The 14,692-nt window shown below is 35.3% G+C and carries 16 protein-coding genes; 5 read left to right on the forward strand and 11 right to left on the reverse strand.

The genetic code is table 11. The features are described 5' to 3' along the window. Complete coding sequence (locus RM706_RS07915; RefSeq protein WP_311350517.1) at positions 1–1,167, reverse strand: lipoprotein N-acyltransferase Lnb domain-containing protein; 1,167 nt, start codon at positions 1,165–1,167, stop codon at positions 1–3. A 97-nt stretch (positions 1,168–1,264) separates the two neighbouring features. Between RM706_RS07915 and RM706_RS07920 the strand changes: the two genes are divergently transcribed. Further along, positions 1,265–1,987, forward strand: a complete 723-nt coding sequence (locus RM706_RS07920; RefSeq protein ID WP_311350518.1) for a CDP-alcohol phosphatidyltransferase family protein — start codon at positions 1,265–1,267, stop codon at positions 1,985–1,987. A 76-nt stretch (positions 1,988–2,063) separates the two neighbouring features. Next, on the forward strand, positions 2,064–2,870 hold the full coding sequence (locus RM706_RS07925) for a DUF4198 domain-containing protein (protein WP_311350519.1): 807 nt from the start codon (positions 2,064–2,066) through the stop codon (positions 2,868–2,870). A 5-nt stretch (positions 2,871–2,875) separates the two neighbouring features. Here the strand turns inward: RM706_RS07925 and lptB are convergent, their stop codons facing one another. The 4 genes from lptB to RM706_RS07945 are packed head-to-tail and all read right to left on the reverse strand — an operon-like array spanning position 2,876 to position 5,809. Beyond that, positions 2,876–3,616 carry an LPS export ABC transporter ATP-binding protein gene (gene lptB / locus RM706_RS07930; protein WP_311350520.1) on the reverse strand — a complete coding sequence of 247 codons (741 nt, stop codon included), beginning with the start codon at positions 3,614–3,616 and terminating at the stop codon, positions 2,876–2,878. A gap of 54 nt (positions 3,617–3,670) precedes the next feature. Continuing rightward, the gene (locus RM706_RS07935) at positions 3,671–4,021 is read right to left on the reverse strand and encodes a carboxymuconolactone decarboxylase family protein (RefSeq protein ID WP_311350521.1); all 351 of its coding nucleotides are present in this window, start codon (positions 4,019–4,021) and stop codon (positions 3,671–3,673) included. Further along, positions 4,011–4,844, reverse strand: coding sequence for a twin-arginine translocase subunit TatC (tatC, locus tag RM706_RS07940; protein ID WP_311350522.1), 834 nt, complete (start codon positions 4,842–4,844; stop codon positions 4,011–4,013). Before tatC ends, RM706_RS07935 begins: the two co-directional genes overlap by 11 nt. Then, a complete protein-coding gene (locus tag RM706_RS07945; protein WP_311352001.1) occupies positions 4,844–5,809 on the reverse strand; it encodes a KpsF/GutQ family sugar-phosphate isomerase in 966 nt (321 codons plus the stop codon). Before RM706_RS07945 ends, tatC begins: the two co-directional genes overlap by 1 nt. A 192-nt stretch (positions 5,810–6,001) precedes the next feature. Between RM706_RS07945 and RM706_RS07950 the strand changes: the two genes are divergently transcribed. Further along, positions 6,002–8,203, forward strand: coding sequence for a RecQ family ATP-dependent DNA helicase (locus RM706_RS07950; protein ID WP_311350523.1), 2,202 nt, complete (start codon positions 6,002–6,004; stop codon positions 8,201–8,203). Between the two features lie 40 nt (positions 8,204–8,243). On the opposite strand, the gene RM706_RS07955 is transcribed toward RM706_RS07950, so the two are convergent. Genes RM706_RS07955 through RM706_RS07965 form a run of 3 tightly spaced genes read right to left on the reverse strand, consistent with a single transcriptional unit; the run spans position 8,244 to position 9,202 of the window. After that, on the reverse strand, positions 8,244–8,552 hold the full coding sequence (locus RM706_RS07955) for a CCC motif membrane protein (RefSeq protein WP_311350524.1): 309 nt from the start codon (positions 8,550–8,552) through the stop codon (positions 8,244–8,246). Between the two features lie 3 nt (positions 8,553–8,555). Then, entirely contained in the window at positions 8,556–8,879 is a 324-nt protein-coding gene (locus RM706_RS07960) for a CCC motif membrane protein (protein ID WP_311350525.1), read from the reverse strand. 11 nt (positions 8,880–8,890) lie between these two features. Then, positions 8,891–9,202: a DUF2752 domain-containing protein gene (locus tag RM706_RS07965; RefSeq protein WP_311350526.1), complete on the reverse strand. Its 312-nt coding sequence runs from the start codon at positions 9,200–9,202 to the stop codon at positions 8,891–8,893. A 90-nt stretch (positions 9,203–9,292) separates the two neighbouring features. Between RM706_RS07965 and RM706_RS07970 the strand changes: the two genes are divergently transcribed. After that, on the forward strand, positions 9,293–9,832 hold the full coding sequence (locus RM706_RS07970) for a DUF8465 domain-containing protein (RefSeq protein WP_311350527.1): 540 nt from the start codon (positions 9,293–9,295) through the stop codon (positions 9,830–9,832). Here RM706_RS07970 and RM706_RS07975 read toward each other — a convergent pair. Then, positions 9,829–10,350 (reverse strand): hypothetical protein, encoded by a 522-nt coding sequence (locus RM706_RS07975; RefSeq protein WP_311350528.1) that lies wholly within the window; start codon positions 10,348–10,350, stop codon positions 9,829–9,831. The genes RM706_RS07970 and RM706_RS07975 overlap by 4 nt on opposite strands. Before the next feature lie 113 nt (positions 10,351–10,463). Here RM706_RS07975 and RM706_RS07980 point away from each other — a divergent pair, with 113 nt between their 5' ends. Beyond that, positions 10,464–11,612, forward strand: coding sequence for a cysteine desulfurase family protein (locus RM706_RS07980; protein ID WP_311350529.1), 1,149 nt, complete (start codon positions 10,464–10,466; stop codon positions 11,610–11,612). A 2-nt stretch (positions 11,613–11,614) separates the two neighbouring features. Here the strand turns inward: RM706_RS07980 and RM706_RS07985 are convergent, their stop codons facing one another. Both RM706_RS07985 and RM706_RS07990 read right to left on the reverse strand, forming a co-directional pair. After that, positions 11,615–12,274: a hypothetical protein gene (locus RM706_RS07985; RefSeq protein ID WP_311350530.1), complete on the reverse strand. Its 660-nt coding sequence runs from the start codon at positions 12,272–12,274 to the stop codon at positions 11,615–11,617. A 2-nt stretch (positions 12,275–12,276) separates the two neighbouring features. After that, entirely contained in the window at positions 12,277–14,691 is a 2,415-nt protein-coding gene (locus RM706_RS07990) for a TonB-dependent receptor (RefSeq protein ID WP_311350531.1), read from the reverse strand. Position 14,692: the final 1 nt, after the last annotated feature.

The raw sequence follows: 14,692 nt of genomic DNA on the forward strand, positions 1-14,692 counted from the left end.
TCAAATTTTCTTAAGCAAGAATAAATAACGGATGGTCAAGACAAGCATTAAAATAAGGTTTAACCATGATAGAACCTGAATCCTAAAAATCCAAATTACTAGCATTATTATTATTAGTCCCAGCGCTACCCAAAGGTATTTCGACAACCAATTTGGCAGTTTCTTTTTTGATAAAAGATAAAAACTTACGATTAGGTTGAAAGGTAACAACCATAGAAAGTTGAAATTTAATTGTGTGACCACATGATTTGTCGCCAACCATAACAAAAGAATAAAGAGACCTGCAAGACCAGAAATAAAGAATAAGACAAAATCTAAAAACCTGCTTCGCCCATGGTGTTTTTTATCTAGGTATGTGATAGCAATTACAAATGCCAATAACAAAGAGAACCAAAAAAGCGGAGATAGCATAAAAGTACTTTGGTCAGATTTTTCAGGGTAATTTGAAATAGTTCGTTCTCTACTTAAGATAGGCTTGCCGTTATAAGTTGTGTTATTCAACTGATGCATAGCATAATAGGGTAAAAACATATGTTGACGAACAGTTGCCTCGCGATCAGTGATGCCTCCAAAAGCCAAATCAATACCGAAAGTCCCCCATTTATTGGTCTTTATATGCTGATGGACTAATTGTCTAAAAGTCAATAATTCTTTAAGGTGGGAGCCATTGAACTTGATGGATTTTCCCAACTGTTGTTCTAAAATATCTCCTGTAATAGTAGAGCAATTATTAAAAAGAGGGTCGTATGGATAGTCTCGATTTTCAGGTTTGTAATTTTCTTCAAAAAATTTAAGGAGCTGATTGGTCTGTTCTTGGTTTAAATCTAACAACTGCTCTTTAATCCATCTTTTTTCAAGTTGGTAGTCATATAAAAAAGCTTCAAAACTTTTTCTCGAAAGCGAGTAAATTAGTTTTCCTTTAGCAAAATTTAAATAGAAATTCGGCTTGTTAAAGTCAAATGTGCCATAATTATAAACAATATCAATACCTAAAACAGGATCTTGAACCCTAAAAGCGGTATGTCCAAAGGAAGAAAAAAGCTCATCGCCCGAAGAGCATGTGAGTACACTTATTTGCGCTTTTTCTGAAAGGGTTGGAATTTTGGCATGAAGCATTTGAAATGTATGCGCCAAAAAAATAATTATGATAGAAAGTATTGACTTCATAGTATAGCAACGCAAATATCAACATATTTAGAATGTGGAGCGATTTTGGAATCCATTAAAACTTAAATTTTAGCTTATTTTTACAAAAATCCAACCGATGAAGAAGCATATTCCTAATTTCATAACACTGCTGAATCTTTTTTGCGGATGTATTGCGACGGTTTTTGCAGTGATGAATCAACTAGAGTTTGCTGCGATTTTTGTTTTTCTTGGTATTTTTTTTGATTTTTTAGATGGATTTGCCGCTCGGATATTAGAGGTCAAGAGCGAATTAGGAGTGCAATTAGATTCCTTAGCTGATATGGTTACAAGTGGGGTTGTTCCAGGCATTGTAATGTTTCAATTATTGAACATGGCTCAAAAAGGAGGGTGGAATCTAGATTTGTTTGGGATGCACACTGAAGTAGGAATTTTACCTTTGTTTGGCTTTGCCATTACCCTAGCATCTGCATATAGGTTAGCTAAATTTAATGTAGATGAAAATCAAGTTTCTTCTTTCATAGGCCTACCAACTCCTGCAAATACATTATTGATTTTATCGTTACCATTGATTCTTTTTTACCAGAACAATGAGGTCTTAAATGGGATAATACTAAATCAATCGTTTTTAATTGGTTTGACCCTTTTAAGCACTTATTTATTAAACTCTAAAATTGAACTTTTTGCTTTAAAATTCGAAAATTGGAGTTTTAGCGATAATGGAATAAAATATTTGTTCTTGATCGGAAGTATGGTGTTGTTATTGACCATGAAGTTTTTGGCAATCCCTATCATAATTCTTCTTTATATCTGTGCATCATTGTTAGTAAAAAAATCTTAAGATTTTCTGTCTTATTTTAAAACCTATATTCTTGTTTCTTCGTAGATAAATAAAAAGTAAATAGAATAGTAATAACATGAAACGACTTATTTCAATGGTGCTGCTTTTAGCAGCTTATATTCTTTTTTCATCTCATGAATTGTTTTTAAAAACTGATTCTTATTTCATCTCACCTAAAACATCAAGTGAGCTTTATCTGTACAATGGCACCTTTGATAAGAGTGAAAACAATATCACAAGGGATAGAATACAAGACTCTAGGATTATTGGCCCAGATTTTGAAAAATTTATGAAGGAGAAGGATTATTATGACAAGGAAAAAAGCACTTATTTGAAGTTCAAAGCTGGTTCGGCAGGTACGTATGTTGCTGGAGTTTTGACCTTACCAAAAATGATTGAAATGGATGCCAAAGCATTTAATGATTATTTGGAACATGAAGGGTTAGAAGATACAATCTTAAAGCGCAAACAAGACGGAAGTTTTACCCACGGGGCCAGAGAAAAATATTCAAAGCATGTAAAACTATTGCTTCAAGTTGGAGATAAGAAAACAGAAGAGTTCAAAGCCGAATTCGGGTTCCCTGTTGAGTTTATTCCGGTCAATAACCCCTATGAAGCGAGTGCAGGGGATACTATTTCTTTTAAATTGTTGAGTAACGGAAAGCCATTGCCAAATCATATTGTACACTATAGTACATCAATGCCAGAAAAAGATGCTCATGAAAATGAAAGTTCGACTAGAACGGATGAAAATGGAGTCATGACAATGACACCTACCCAGTCGGGCAATTGGTATGTGGCGACCATACATATGGTGAAAAGCCAAGAAAAAGGAGTTGACTATGAGTCTAATTGGGCTACTTTGACCTTTGGCGTAAAATAGGGGTATTAAAAATCAAGTTTCTTTTTACGTAGCTCAAAGTTTTGACCTAAATACACTTGGCGCACCATTTCATCTTGTGCCAAATCTTCAGGAATACCTGCTTTTAAGATGCCACCTTCAAACATTAAATAGGAACGTTCTGTGATGGCCAATGTCTCTTGAACATTATGGTCAGTAATCAAAATACCAATATTTTTATTTTTGAGTTGGGCAACGATTCGTTGAATATCTTCAACCGCCACAGGGTCAACACCTGCAAATGGTTCATCTAATAAAATAAATTTTGGGTCAGTTGCTAAAGCTCGAGCAATTTCGGTTCGCCTACGTTCTCCGCCTGAGAGAAGGTCACCACGGTTTTTGCGAATATGGCCCAATCCAAACTCGTCGATGAGTGACTCCATTTTCATATGCTGCTCTTTTTTCGAAAGATTCGTAGTCTGCAGCACACTAAAAATGTTCTTTTCAATACTTAACTTTCTAAAAACTGAAGCTTCTTGGGCTAAATATCCAATGCCATTTTGAGCCCTTTTGTACATAGGAAAATCAGTAATCTCCATATCATCTAAATAGATATGTCCACCGTTGGGCTTGATAAGACCAACAATCATATAAAATGAAGTTGTCTTACCAGCACCATTAGGACCAAGAAGTCCAACAATTTCTCCCTGATTTACTTCAAGAGATATTCCCTTTACTACTTTTCGCCCTCGATAGGCCTTCATTATATTTTCAGCACGTAACTTCATCAGCTCTCAAAGCTAAACATATTATGCTTTAACAAATTGGTCTTTGTGAATTTTTTAATGGTTCGATTCTTCAAGCTCTTCCCAATATTCATAAGCTCTTCGCAAATGCGGAATTACAATAGTGCCGCCTATTAAAGTTGCAATGCTCAATGTTTCCATAACTTCATCTTTTGATGCACCGCTTTCTTTTGAGCTCTCTAAATGATATTTAACGCAGTCATCACATCGCATAACTGCTGAAGCCACAAGTCCAAGAAGTTCTTTGGTTTTAACATCAAGAGCACCAGGCATAAATGCATTGGTGTCTAGATTAAAAATACGCTTGATAACCTTATTATTTTCTGCAAGGAGTTTATCGTTCATTTTTGCCCTATAAGCATTGAACTCTTCTACTTTATTTGGCATATTTAGCTTCTCTTTTTGCGTCGCGTTTAATAACTAATTTTGAAATGTAAATACTTACTTGATATAGAATCAGTACCGGAATGGAAACTACAATTTGACTTGCTACATCAGGGGGGGTAATGACTGCAGACAGTATTAAAACCACTACTAAGGCAATTTTGCGATATTTCTTTAGAATTTCGGGGGTAACCAAGCCGACTTTGGTTAAAAAATAAATGATTATGGGCAGTTCAAACATGATACCACAGGCAATTACGGAGGCGCGTACCGTAGCAATGAAGGAACTAATATCAATTTCATTTAATACTTCTTTACTGACTTGATAAGTACCTAAAAAATTAATGGAAAGTGGGGCAACCACATAGTATCCAAAAAGCACTCCTAAAAAGAACAAGGCAGAAGCAACTAGAATGAACCCCCTAGAATGTTTTCGTTCATTTTTATGCAAACCAGGACTGATAAAACGCCATACTTCCCATAAAACATAAGGGAAAGAAAGTATGAATCCTGCCCATATGGAGGTCCAAATATGAGCTGAAAATTGCCCGGCCATGGTTCGATTTTGAATAGTGAACGGCAATGCATCGGCACAAAATTCTGAAGTGATTCCAAAAAAGGTGGCAATATTACAAAAGAATTGATAGGTTGGGAAGTCCATTTTTTTTGGACCAAAGATGATAGTGTCAAAAATAAAATCACTCATTACAAAAGCAACACATCCAACCAGCACAATGGCAATTACTGAACGAATCAAATGCCATCGTAATTCTTCTAAATGGTCCAAAAAGGACATTTCATCGGGGCTTTTGGTCGCTTCTGCCATTATAAAATACCTTCGTTTATGAGGTTATGAATATGAATCACTCCAACGTATTCCGCTTTATCCATCACTAATAATTGAGATATTCCTTTCTCTTGCATTGCCTCAAGAGCTTTTATTGCCAAAACATTCGAATCTATTGTTTTAGGGTTATTGGTCATAATATTTTTTGCAGTAAGTCCGCCAATATTTTCATGTTTGTTCAGCATCCTTCTAATATCACCGTCAGTTACAATGCCCACTACTTTGCCATTTTCAAGGACAGCAGTTACTCCGAGCATTTTTTCAGAAATTTCAACAATAACTTCTTTTACCTTAGAATCAATAGAAACCTTAGGCTTTAAATTATTTCCAACAATATCAGATACTCTCAAATATAACTTTTTGCCCAATGATCCACCGGGGTGGAACTTAGCAAAATCGGCGCTACTAAACCCTCTTAATTTCAATAGACAGATAGCCAATGCATCACCCATAACAAGTTGTGCAGTAGTACTTGTTGTCGGTGCTAAATTATTCGGACATGCTTCTTTTTCGATGTATGAATTTAAAGCAAAGTCGGCTTGTTTTGCAAGAATAGAATCCATTTGACCGGTAATACCTATCAATTTGTTGCCCCCGCGCTTTATAAGTGGAATCAACATTTTAATTTCCTCGGTATTACCACTTTTTGAGATACAAATAACGACATCATTTTTTTGGACAGTTCCTAAATCACCATGAATCGCATCGGCAGCATGCATAAAAATGGCAGGCGTACCAGTAGAATTAAATGTGGCAACAATTTTTGAAGCAATGAGCGCACTTTTGCCAACTCCGGAAATCACTACTCTGCCATTGGATTCAATGATGCAATTAACTGCATCTTCAAAATCTTTATTCAATTGAGAAATTAAGTTTTTGATGGCATCGCTTTCATTTTTGATAGTCTGTTTGGCAATGTCAAGAATAGAGTTATCAGGCTTCAACGTAATATTGGTATTTTGGGTTGCATTCCTAAAAGAATGTCTTATCTTTAAGATTACAAAATTAAACAAACGTAATCGTAATTGTAGATTATTTAAGATAAAAAGGGTGCTATCATAAACACTAACACTGACCCTTTTCTTCAAAAAAAGAGTATAGCACCATAGTATTATTTTATTAATAGAATACCAAAAATGGGTTCGACTTTAACGAATTTGCACACTGCATTGAAAAAATACTTTGGCTTTTCAAAGTTCAAAGGACTCCAAGAAGATGTAATTAATAATGTATTGCAGGGTAAAGACACTTTTGTAATCATGCCTACTGGAGGTGGCAAGTCATTATGTTATCAACTACCAGCTATTATGCAAGAGGGTACAGCTATTGTGGTATCACCTTTAATCGCTTTGATGAAAAACCAAGTAGATGCAATAAGGGGGGTGTCTTCAGAGCATGGAATAGCACATGTTTTAAATTCTTCACTAAATAAAACAGAGGTAAAGCAGGTGATGGAAGATATGACCAACGGTATTACCAAATTGCTTTATGTAGCTCCTGAATCATTAACAAAAGAGGATTATGTGGATTTTTTGCAAACTGTAAAACTTTCTTTTGTAGCTGTTGATGAAGCCCATTGTATATCGGAATGGGGACATGACTTTAGACCTGAATATCGAAATCTTAAAAATATTATTGGTAGATTGGATGATGACATTCCTATTATAGGTCTAACAGCTACTGCTACTCCAAAGGTGCAAGAAGATATTATTAAAAATCTAGGAATGAGTGACGCCAAGGTTTTTAAGGCATCTTTCAATAGACCCAATCTTTTTTATGAAATACGACCAAAAACGGTAAACGTTGATGCAGATATTATTCGTTTTGTAAAGCAAAATCAGGGTAAATCAGGTATTATCTATTGCCTCAGTAGAAAGCGAGTTGAAGAATTAGCCCAGGTACTTCAAGTCAATGGAGTTAGTGCAGTACCTTATCATGCAGGTTTTGATGCAAAAACCCGCTCTAAATATCAAGATATGTTCTTAATGGAAGATGTTGATGTTGTAGTAGCGACCATTGCATTCGGTATGGGAATTGATAAGCCAGATGTTAGGTTTGTAATCCATCATGATATTCCAAAAAGTATAGAGAGCTATTATCAAGAAACCGGCAGGGCTGGTCGTGATGGTGGTGAAGGCCATTGTTTGGCATACTATTCATATAAAGATGTTGAAAAACTTGAAAAATTCATGTCGGGCAAACCCGTTGCTGAACAAGAGGTAGGTAATGCGCTACTTCAAGAAATAGTGGCCTATGCGGAAACCTCCATGTCTAGGCGGAAGTTTATTTTGCATTATTTCGGAGAAGAATTTGATTCTGAAAACGGAGAAGGTGCTGATATGGATGATAATGCCCGAAATCCAAAGCCAAAAGTGGAGGCCATGGAAGAAGTTGTTAAACTTTTGAAAGTGGTGAAAGGCACTATGGAAAAGTTTAAGACTAAAGAAATTGTAAAAGCCTTGGTAGGCAAAACCAATGCTTTAATTTCTTCACATAAAACTGATGAGAAGGACTTTTTTGGTATTGGCAATGATAAAGATGAGGCCTTTTGGATGGCATTGACCAGGCAGGTTTTGGTTGTAGGACTTTTAAAGAAAGAAATTGAACAATACGGCGTCTTACATGTCACAAAACTAGGAGATACTTTTCTAGCGAATCCGCATTCATTCATGATGACCAAAGACCATGTGTACAGCGCTGAAAATGATGATGCTATTGTTACAGCGGCAAAATCTTCTGGGGGTGTTGCAGATGAAGAATTACTTCGTCTATTAAAAGACTTAAGAAAGAAAGAGGCAAAAAAGAATGATGTTCCACCTTTTGTGGTTTTTCAAGACCCTTCATTAGATGATATGTCCTTAAAATACCCTATTTCAATGGAAGAACTTTTAAATATTCATGGAGTTGGAGAGGGTAAGGCTAAAAAATATGGAAAACCTTTTGTTTCGCTTATCAGTACTTACGTAGAAGAAAATGAGATTATTCGACCTGATGATTTAGTAGTCAAAAGTACCGGGGCGAACTCTGGTTTGAAACTGTACATTATTCAAAATGTGGACAGAAAATTGCCCCTAGAGGATATTGCTGCAGCAAAAGGCCTTGAAATTCCTCAATTAGTTAAAGAGATGGAACAAATTGTTTTTAGTGGCACAAAGTTGAACTTGGGCTATTGGGTAGATGAACTTTTAGATGAAGACCAACAAGAAGAAATACATGAGTATTTCTTGGAAGCTGAATCTGATTCTATCGATGATGCCGTATCAGAATTTGATGGTGAGTACGAAGAAGAAGACTTAAGAATATATCGTCTCAAATTTATGAGCGAGGTTGCAAATTAAAACTAAGCTTCGACGAGAAATCGAAGCTTAGTTTTCTTTTTTAAAAATCATTAAATTCCCCGGTAGATATCATGGCAATGATAAATCCAAAGTATATAATGGTCAATACCAAATAAATTATGGCTATAGCCATGCCGATATAAGATAATATCCTTCCAGTTTTTACATTGTTGTAATCATTGTATTGTTCAGGATTATCTAGATATAGTCTCTCTGCGGTTTTGGCTTTTACAAGACCAATTATTGCAAAAATTATTCCGAAAGGGCCGCAACATAGCACTGTGCCTACTATAGAAATAATTCCCATAGTAAGTACAGTGCTTGCCCCTGGTAAAGGTTGTTGATTCATATATTATTGATATTGCTCCATCATCTCATTTACCTTCTCCATGTAGCCTTCCCAGCCCCCCATAGAACTAATTACCCAAATAGTATATATTAAGTAGAGGAGACCTATTACCATTCCAATAATAGAGATGATTTTTACAGTTTTCAAAGTACTATAATTACTATAAGCATCAGGATTTTGAGCATATGTTTTTTCATCCTTTCTTATTAGGAAAAAGGCGATTACAGCTAATATAAGTCCTGGAGCTCCGCCAAAACAACAGCAGAGAAATGATAAAATAGCTAATACAAGCGCGATAGTTACGCTGGGTAATTTTTGTTGTTCCATAATTAGGTTATTTAGTGTAGAAGTTTAAAAATAAAGTTTGCCAATATCAAAAAAACGCTCGAAATGCTTAGAGCAATAAGCAGTATATTCCCTCCGATTTTTAGACTGAACAGTTTGTTGACCACAATCAATAAAATCAAGGGAATCAGGGTATAAATCGCCGGATACATTTCAAAAGCCGCTAAAAATTCTCCTTGAAATAGCAGTAGTACTGAACGCTGTAATCCACAACCAGGACAGTCAAAACCCAATATTTGTTTGCTTGCACAAGGTAACATATAGTCTTGCAGCCCCATATATGCGATATTCTCCGTTGCATTCATAACCCAGACTATTTATAAGGCCCAAAATACTATTATTTTTGTATATCATTGATAGTCAATTTAATTTTTCGTTCAAATCTTTTCAAAATAATGGAATTTCAGATAGGGGATAAGGTTGAAGTTTTAGATGAAGTCATTAAAGGCAAGGTAATAAACGTTATCAATAACAAGATTACGGTTGAAGATGTAGATGGATTCTTATTAGAGTTTGACCCTTCACAATTAGTAAAGATTACCACAGCGATTAAAGTTACTAATGATGAAGTCGCCCAAATAAAATCACAAAAGGAAATTCAGAAAAAAAAAACTGTTCAAATATTCAAATCAAAAGAAAGGAATTCACCTAAAATGGAAGTTGATTTGCATATTCATCAGCTGATTAATTCAACTAAGGGAATGACAAATTTTGAAATGCTCAATCTACAATTAGAGACTGCAAAAAGGCAGCTAGAGTTCGCTATGCGTAAGCATATTCAAAAGATAGTTTTTATACATGGAGTGGGTGAAGGGGTGCTTAAAGAAGAACTAAAGTATCTTTTTAACAGATATGAAAATGTTAAATTCTATGATGCTGATTATCAGAAATATGGCTTGGGAGCTAATGAAGTGTATATTTTTCAAAACCCTTAATTGGCAGGTACTGCAGTAGTAACCTCTCCAAATTCACTTATGGTAAGATCGGTAATACGTTCTCCAATACCACTTACCAACGATATTCCACTAAGTTCGATTACATGAGTAAATAAAGTTGAATCTGCACTCATTATAGATTTAATGGTTACGGTACCATCTTCAGCATCAATTTCTTCAATGACAGTTGGTGTTACCGGTGGAATATCACCGCAGAAATAAGTGCTTGTTACATTATCAGAAAAAATACGATAAGTAACTTGTGACTGATTTGGTACTGTACTTTCTGTTGTTGTTGTGTCCGTACCAATCACGCCGTTATTTAAAACGCCACTCTGTAGGGTCAGTATTAATGTTTCATCATCATTTATCTTGAAAAGAATATTGCTAGATGTTGCAATTGGGTCATCACAAAAATTTAGATTGACGCTATCGAAATCTAAGGTTTCAATCTGTAGGTCACCATCATCACAAGCACATAGCGAAATTAACAATAGAAATAACAGGGCATTTTTCATTGGCTCAAATTTAAAGGAATTCCATTTGAATATCCTATTTGATTCTATTGAATTTGGAAGAAATTAACGTAATAATAGCTATTTTTGGCAAATTCTAATACCACGTAGTAACTATGCAAAAAGTCTACTTAGATAACGCCGCTACGACTCAAGTACGCGATGAAGTAATTACAAAAATGCAGGATGCCTTAGGTAGTTTTTATGGTAATCCTTCATCTACCCATAGTTTTGGAAGGTCTGCTAAAACTGCAATTGAGAAAGCTAGAAAGACAATAGCCAAGTATTTGAATGCACACCCTTCTGAAATTATTTTTACATCAGGAGGCACTGAAGCCGATAATATGATTTTACGCTGCGCCGTTCGTGATTTAAGTGTAAAGACTATAATCACTTCAAAAATAGAGCATCATGCTGTTCTACATACCGCTGAAGAATTAGAAAAAGAGTACGGAATTTCATTGGAATTTGTCGATTTAGATACATTTGGGAATCCTGATTTGAACCACTTAAAAGTCTTGTTGGCTGAAAATGATTCAAAGAAGTTGGTCAGTCTAATGCATGTCAATAATGAATTAGGAAATATTATTGATATCGATAAGATATGCAAACTATGTAAAGATGCAAATGCGCTTTTTCATTCAGATACCGTACAATCAGTAGGACATTTTAATTGGGATTTAGGGGAAACACCTATTGACTTCTTAACAGCAGCAGCTCATAAATTTCATGGCCCAAAAGGAATTGGTTTTGCCTTTATAAGAAGAAATTCGGGCCTAAAGCCTTTAATCGTCGGTGGTGCCCAAGAACGCGGATTCAGGGCTGGTACAGAACCTTTTCATAATATTGTTGGTTTAGAAGAGTCTTTTATTGCGGCCTATGACAATTTAAATGAAGAAAAAGAGTATGTTACTAGGCTTAAAAAATGTTTTATCGAACGTATCAAAAATGAGATTCCAGAGGTTGAATTCAATGGATTATCAGGTGATTTAGATCAAAGTACGTATACTTTGGTCAATGTTCGTTTGCCCTTTGATGCTCAAAAGTCATTAATGTTACTTTTTCATCTTGATTTAAAAGGAATAGCATGTTCAAAAGGGAGTGCTTGTCAGTCTGGCAGTTCAAAAGGGTCTCATGTACTTTCTGAAATTTTGACGGATGAAGAGCTTGCTAAGCCTTCATTAAGATTTTCTTTTTCTAAGTATAATACTAAAGAAGAGTTGGATTATACTATAGGTGTATTAAAAGAATTTTCGGAAAGCTAGTGTTAAGCTTTTCTTTTTTTTCTTTTTTTCTCTTTGTCATAAGGAAACTTTTTAGAAGCTAGCTTCATCATCTTATCAATAAGTTCTGAGGTGTTTTTTCCAGTTTTTTTATTGATTTGTTTTTCATATTTCCATAGAAGTTTACCAGAAGCGCCATCACTTATTTTAATGCCGATTCTGCCGTAATCAGAACTACCGTTGAAATAATCTAAAAAGCTAAAATTCGTCGGGACCCCTTTTGACAATAAAATATTAAGATCAAGATTTCCACTAATGACACCGTCAACATTCAAAATTTCTGCTAACTGTTTTATAGTATATATATCGATATTACTATAAGTAATGTTGTTTTGGGCTAAAAGTGCATTAGTGTCATCAATATTCTGAAATTCAACATTGAATTTCTTTCGTTTCTTTCTTCTTGAAAAATAGGTTTCTAGAGCGTCTTGTACTGCATAGCCTTCACGTTTAGCAAGTTGTATCAATTCATCTTTTGAAATAGTCTGTTCGAGTTCTAATTTGGCAAGAAAGGGGATGATTGCCAGTACTTCATGTTCTTCACTGAGCTGATCAAAACGACTACTCTCGTAGATGTTTTTTTGGGCATTGATCAAAAGACCAATAAAAACAAATGTTGTTAAAAATAGTTTCTTTAAAATCATAATTAGAACCTTGTACTCAGTTTAAGGTTTAGTATACGAGCGGTCAAAAAGTTGGGTACGGCAAATTGTTGTTGTGTATCAACATCTCTGACCCAAGTATTTGTTATTGAGTTTTGAGTATTGAACAAATTAAAAATTTCAAAACCGACATTCAACTCTTTGAACCTATGTAACCAATGCCCTTTTGGATATTCGTTATTTCTGTCGGCAAAAATATATGAAATTCCTAAATCAGCACGTCTATAATCTCTTAATCTATTCTGAAATTCATAAGGGTCGGAATTATTTGGCGACCCACCAGGAACTCCAGTATTGTATATAAGATTTAGGTATAACTTCAAGTTAGGTATGGTCGGCATATAATCTTGAAACAATAATCCAAATTTAAAACGCTGATCAGTAGGCCTTGAAATGTACCCACGATCATCAATATTTTCTTCAGTTCGCAAGTATCCTAAACTTACCCAAGACTCAGCACCTGGCACAAAAGCACCATTTAATCTAAAATCGAATCCGTATGCAAAAGCTTCTGCATTATTTTCTGCTAAATAACGGACTCTAACATCTTCCACGGTATAAGTGTTCACATCATTTAGCTTTTTGTAATAGGCTTCACTTACTAATTTAAAAGGACGGTTCCACAAATTAAAACTGTACTCATTAGCTAATACAAAATGTACAGACTTTTGGGCTTTAACTTCCGGATTTACTCCTCCGTTTCTATCTCTGAGTTCCCTATAGAAGGGTGGTTGTTCGTAACTTCCAATTGCAAAACGAAACAACATATCCTTTTTCCAGCCTGGTTTGATGGCAAATTGCATCCTTGGGCTAACCAAATATTGAGCATTGCTCATAATATTATCACCACTTAATCTCCAATACTGTGCCCTAATTCCTAAATTGTAATAGATGTTATTATTACCCCATTTGGTCTGGTCTTCAAATTGTATATATCCTGATAATCGATTAGTTCGTACAAAATTGGATGCTCTTGCACTTTCAAAGGGCACGATATCACCTTCGAAAGGTTGTTCGGGTTGATTGTTTGCGAATTGCGGGTCACGAGGGCGGATAAAAAAACCGGCAGAATCAATAAATTCTGATTCTCTCAGTTGATCTCTAAAATCTTCATGGGCAAATTTTGCGCCCCATTCAAGTGAAGCCCTATTTTTTTTAAGGAAACCTCGATGAGATAGATTAAATATCAAAGCATCCAATTGGTTTCTTGCCCTGTTCTGTTGCGCGCCAATACCACGTGAATCTGTAATCTCGCCAAGGTTTTCACTACCTAAATTGGTGTCTACTGCTCCAAGCTGATAAGTAGCAATAATATCTGAAAACTCTTCTTCGGTGGTATGGTATACCGATGCAGTTAACTCTAATTTTATAGTCTCATTTAATAAGTAATGTGCTTTTAGCGCTCCGAACTCAGTTTGGTAGCGGTTCTTTTCTTCCCCCTCATAAAAAATGAGCAAAGCTCTTGGTTCAGTAATAGTACCAAAATTGGTCTGTCGTGTCAAAGGTTGATTTTGGTAATCATTAATTGAAAAATTCCCCAAAAAATTAAGCCTGAAACTTTTTGTAAACTGATAGGTCAGAAAGGTTTGTGCATCCACAAAAGTAGGATTCACATTAGTCTGGGTTTGTTGGCTATTGACAAAAAGGCTATTGTCGCGATATCGCACTCCGGTAATACTTGTCAAATCATTATTTTTTGACGAGGTTTCTAGGGTAATTCCCCCACCCAAAAGACTTGCATCGGCCTGTATTGCAAAGGAACTAGGAATTTTATATTGAATGTCAAGTACTGATGATAACTTATCTCCATGTTTTGCTTGGAAACCTCCTGCCGAAAATTCGAGACTTTCAATCATGGTGCTGTTTGTAAAACTGAAGCCTTCTTGTTGTGCTGAGCGTACCAAAAAAGGACGGTATACCTCAATCCCATTAACATAGACCAAATTTTCGTCAAAATTACCGCCACGAACATTGTATTGCGTACTTAGTTCGTTATTAAAAGAAACACCAGGTAAAAGCTTTAGAATATTTTCAATACCTGCATTTGCCCCTGGTATCTTTCGTACTAATTCTGGAGCCACGGTTGTAATGCCTTCTACATTTTTTTTGCCAGTTGGCGAAACCTCAACTCCCGAAATTTGAATTGCACCGACTTTCATAATCGGATTAAATTCAAAAGTTTCATTAGTGTTTAAAATGATATTCTCAAGAACAATGTTTTCATGCGCAATATGTGAAAAGGTAATGGTGTTTTTTACATCAGCAATTATTTGTAAAAGGTATACTCCATCTGATTTTGTGGTTGTACCAGAGTTGGTAGTACTAATGTTTACACCTTGAATAGGACGATTATTTTCGTCTAAAACCACACCCGTAATAGTTGCAATTTGTGCAAACATA

Origin of the sequence: Croceitalea rosinachiae (assembly GCF_031846445.1) — a bacterium.
Lineage (GTDB): Bacteria > Bacteroidota > Bacteroidia > Flavobacteriales > Flavobacteriaceae > Croceitalea > Croceitalea rosinachiae.

What these genes read in the sequence shown, in the direction of transcription:
- RM706_RS07975 (WP_311350528.1), bottom strand. Translation starts at nt 10,350, where the DNA reads ATGAAAAATGCCCTGTTATTTCTATTGTTAATTTCGCTATGTGCTTGT.
- RM706_RS07935 (WP_311350521.1), bottom strand. Translation starts at nt 4,021, where the DNA reads ATGCCAAATAAAGTAGAAGAGTTCAATGCTTATAGGGCAAAAATGAAC.
- RM706_RS07960 (WP_311350525.1), bottom strand. Translation starts at nt 8,879, where the DNA reads ATGGAACAACAAAAATTACCCAGCGTAACTATCGCGCTTGTATTAGCT.
- lptB (WP_311350520.1), bottom strand. Translation starts at nt 3,616, where the DNA reads ATGAAGTTACGTGCTGAAAATATAATGAAGGCCTATCGAGGGCGAAAA.
- RM706_RS07965 (WP_311350526.1), bottom strand. Translation starts at nt 9,202, where the DNA reads ATGAATGCAACGGAGAATATCGCATATATGGGGCTGCAAGACTATATG.
- RM706_RS07980 (WP_311350529.1), top strand. Translation starts at nt 10,464, where the DNA reads ATGCAAAAAGTCTACTTAGATAACGCCGCTACGACTCAAGTACGCGAT.
- RM706_RS07990 (WP_311350531.1), bottom strand. Translation starts at nt 14,691, where the DNA reads ATGTTTGCACAAATTGCAACTATTACGGGTGTGGTTTTAGACGAAAAT.
- RM706_RS07985 (WP_311350530.1), bottom strand. Translation starts at nt 12,274, where the DNA reads ATGATTTTAAAGAAACTATTTTTAACAACATTTGTTTTTATTGGTCTT.
- RM706_RS07915 (WP_311350517.1), bottom strand. Translation starts at nt 1,167, where the DNA reads ATGAAGTCAATACTTTCTATCATAATTATTTTTTTGGCGCATACATTT.
- RM706_RS07970 (WP_311350527.1), top strand. Translation starts at nt 9,293, where the DNA reads ATGGAATTTCAGATAGGGGATAAGGTTGAAGTTTTAGATGAAGTCATT.
- RM706_RS07955 (WP_311350524.1), bottom strand. Translation starts at nt 8,552, where the DNA reads ATGAATCAACAACCTTTACCAGGGGCAAGCACTGTACTTACTATGGGA.
- RM706_RS07950 (WP_311350523.1), top strand. Translation starts at nt 6,002, where the DNA reads ATGGGTTCGACTTTAACGAATTTGCACACTGCATTGAAAAAATACTTT.
- RM706_RS07925 (WP_311350519.1), top strand. Translation starts at nt 2,064, where the DNA reads ATGAAACGACTTATTTCAATGGTGCTGCTTTTAGCAGCTTATATTCTT.
- RM706_RS07920 (WP_311350518.1), top strand. Translation starts at nt 1,265, where the DNA reads ATGAAGAAGCATATTCCTAATTTCATAACACTGCTGAATCTTTTTTGC.
- tatC (WP_311350522.1), bottom strand. Translation starts at nt 4,844, where the DNA reads ATGGCAGAAGCGACCAAAAGCCCCGATGAAATGTCCTTTTTGGACCAT.